This window comes from bacterium (assembly GCA_030652805.1).
Classification (GTDB): Bacteria; JAHJDO01; JAHJDO01; order JAHJDO01; family JAHJDO01; genus JAHJDO01.
Window position 1 is genome coordinate 1 of record JAUSPT010000060.1, and the last position, 3,523, is coordinate 3,523.

The 3,523-nt window shown below is 39.1% G+C and carries 3 protein-coding genes; 1 reads left to right on the top strand and 2 read right to left on the bottom strand.

What is annotated here, in order from left to right:
* Positions 1 to 1,334, top strand: a 1,334-nt coding sequence (locus Q7J67_06795) for a hypothetical protein (GenBank protein ID MDO9464986.1), incomplete at its 5' end; no start/stop codon positions are given.
* A 57-nt stretch (positions 1,335 to 1,391) separates the two neighbouring features.
* On the opposite strand, the gene Q7J67_06800 is transcribed toward Q7J67_06795, so the two are convergent.
* On the bottom strand, positions 1,392 to 2,144 hold the full coding sequence (locus tag Q7J67_06800; protein ID MDO9464987.1) for a LamG domain-containing protein: 753 nt from the start codon (positions 2,142 to 2,144) through the stop codon (positions 1,392 to 1,394).
* A 187-nt stretch (positions 2,145 to 2,331) separates the two neighbouring features.
* Positions 2,332 to 3,432, bottom strand: a complete 1,101-nt coding sequence (locus Q7J67_06805; GenBank protein MDO9464988.1) for an ISAs1 family transposase — start codon at positions 3,430 to 3,432, stop codon at positions 2,332 to 2,334.
* Positions 3,433 to 3,523: the final 91 nt, after the last annotated feature.

Here is a 3,523-nt window from a genome sequence, read left to right on the forward strand (position 1 = left end):
AACTAATGAAACACAAATTTTTAAAACATAGATATGGCTGGCCGATTCTTGTTATTTTAGGTTCTTTGATCTTTGTTGTTTTCATGGCTCACTATAGCAAGCTATCTTCGACGGCTCAGGTTCAGCCTTCAAGCACAAAAAATATAGGGCAGATTGAGACTGAGAAGTTGCCCAGGATTAAAGAAGTTGTATACTCCCAACAAGATGATACATTGCGGCTCTGGATTAAACAGGCGAGCGTTATTCCCGCCAAATCTGGGTTTAGAATGGAAAATGTGAAGACGCTGTACTCCGGGTTTTGGAGCGAAGGAACAACAGAATATAGCATTTCACCTGACAAAATTTTTCTGCTTGTGTCTCAGGAAACTAGAGGAAACGTGGATAGGAAATACAGTAACCTGCTTCTCGTGTCGCTGCCATCGGGTAAGGTCAAGACTCTGCGCGGGGATGGGGCTGGCTATTCGATGCTCGGATGGTCATCCGACAGCCAGCTCATCAGCTATATCTCCCCCATTTTTGTCCCATTTTCTAACGCGTTTGCTCCAATGCCATCAGGATTTCAATTTATCAGCTATGTCTCAAATAAGAACTTTTCTCCGAACTACAATGATCATCCTCCCGATGAATTTCTCTACATATCAGCCGCGGATGGAAAATGGAGACGAAAGGTGCAAGCGGAGGTTGCAGATGCGGTGTGGATACCAGGACGCAGAGTTATCGTATATACTTCCTATGATAAGCCGGGTTTAGTTGTATATTCATCTAACGGAAAGAAGACTGTTCTGTCCAAAGGTGAGGGCGGAGGCAATCTGCTACTTTCCGGAGATGGAAAGAAGATGCTTTGGCAAAATCGAAAAAAGCTTCGGCTGCTGCAAATCCCTTTAAAATCATCGAAACTCCTCGATCCAAAAGCCTGGAAGACCGTTGCGATGTTATACCTGGATCCGAACAGAAACACCGTGGCAATGGGGCTGTCATATGACGGCAAAATGGTTGTACTTCGTGGGCCTGATATTCAAACTCCTATCCCCGGCGACGGTATAAAGAATAGCACTCGGTTGGCTGTGCTAAACCTCGCTACAAGAAAATTCGCCGTTTACTCTCTTCCCGGGAATATGTCTCCAGATTGTTGGACATATGACGAACATCATCTGGTCGGCGGCTATTCTCAACTAAACAAGGGCGGAAGATCGACATACTTAGCGGCAATACGGATAGACCCATCGTCTATCAATCATTCTGGCCCTATTGATTGGGTCAATCCACAACCCATCACGCCGCAGATACTCCTTGAGATGCCGAATCAGACAAGAACAATTACATGGAGGGAGTAAAAATACGACTGGACAAGTGGTTTCTATCGTAAGACACCCAAATTACCTGATACTATCCTATCTCAGCAACGCATCCTTCACTATGTCCAACGGACTCCTGGGATAATCGTATATCTTAACCTCATCAATGATTCCGTTAAATCCATAGGCAGCTCCTGACATATATGCCCCGATTGTAAGTATATCACTTCCCTTACCAATAATCGCACCGGTCTCTTCGGATGATTTGATCTCTTCGCCATCTATATATATCTTTAGGATTCCATCTTCACAAATGCAGGCAATATGATACCAAACGCCTTCTACGAAACTTATTCTCGGGTGAGTAGTCACACTCCAGGACTTTCCGTCCAAACCATAAGTGGGGAAGATGACCTCGCCCACACTTCCGCCGTAGTATAACACCCGAATTCCCGGACTTCTCTCATTAATCTGATTGCATAGTATATTATCTGCTGATGTAGTTCCCTGAGGTTTCATCCAAGCCTCTATGGTAATTCCTTTGGTAAAGTCATATTTGCCTATGTTGGGGACATCTACGAATCCACAGTTACCCTGCGTTTTTTCAGTAAAAGCTAGAGCAAAACCGACTCGTCCATCTACCCACTGCGAGCAAGTTCCCAAATTATAAACTTTGCCATCATTGCCCTGCCCACTGGAATCCTTCGCAATCTCCCCTGCTCCCTCGTCGAACTTCCAATATCCGATAGGTGGATTGTTATTTTTCTGATCTGCGGCAATCAAACTAACTTGTGCTAGCAAAATCAATACCATTACCAAGATCAGTGAGCTAAATATCCGTTTCAGCATAAAAGTAATCCTCATTATAGCTAGATTTCTTATTTATAATTTTCTTCAATCCCCAATTTAGAGGTTAGAAGTTGGAAATTAGATATTAGAGAAGAACGAAATTTCTTCTATCTCCTATTATAGCCTGGTTTCTAACCATAACTTTCTTCAATCCCCCTCGCCCCCTTCTCCAAGCAGGGGAATCGCATTAGAAACTTTTTAGTAAAGTTTCCAAGTAGTTCTCATTCAATATCGCTTTTAACATCATTCTTTTCATACTTACCTTTGGTGTTTTATTATTATATAACATATTTATTACTATTTTTCTAATAAATGCCAGATTTTCACCAGCATTATTGCATCTGACTCGGCATTTGTCTTCAGAAAACGTATTATCTAAAACCCAATGAAGATTATTTTCAATTTGCCAGTGATATCTAACACCTTTGGCAGATTTTTCCATATCGTCAAGGCTAGTAATGTAATATCTTGTTTCTTCTGTTGTTTTATTATTTTCTGTTCTGCAAGATTTTATCTTAACAAAACCATTGATATTATACCAACCATCAAATATTTCATCGTCATGAGAGTCTATTTTTATAAAATCGATTGTTCGCTGTTCTTGTCGACCATGCTTGTTTTCATTTTTTATAATCTGTTCGATTTCAAGCTCAGAATCATTGAATCTATCTGCACAATAAGAATACATTTTAGGTTCATTCTTTTTTAATCCTAGCACATAGTTTGCTTTAGCCTCGGTTATTTGTCTTGTTGTTTCTTTATGGCAATGCATTGCATCAGCTGTAATTGTACAGTTTTCCATATTCAATTTTTCTAATAGCTCTCCAAAAGCAATAACCTCATTGCTCTTGTTATCACAGCGCATTTGAGCTAAACAAATACTATTCTTACTAGACCATACATTCATAAGATGAATAGGCAATTTGTTCTTATTCTTATCCAAACTACTACGAATACTCTTACCATCCAAAGCAACAAAATCTTCATTTATTAATGTTCGCAAAGAAATAGTCCAATTTTCAAAACACTCTGCAAAGTGATTTGAATCTATTAAAGCAAACACATTACCAAATGTATCATGGCTTGGAATTCCATGAGTTAAATCTAAATATCTTTTTAAAAACTCTGTTTTTCCCTTTCCAAGCTCTTCAATCTCAACAAATGTATTCAGACCACAAAGTACACCAGCTAGTGTGATAAATATAATATTAATCAAAGGATGAATCTTGCGATTACCTATTCGTGGATCCTCGATTTTACCAAAATAATTTTCAAAATGCTTTATCATAATACTCTCCATATAGAATTTATATTTCCTATATGGTAATATAATGTCGAAAATTGTACAAATTTATTTTTTTTCTAATGCGATTCCCCTG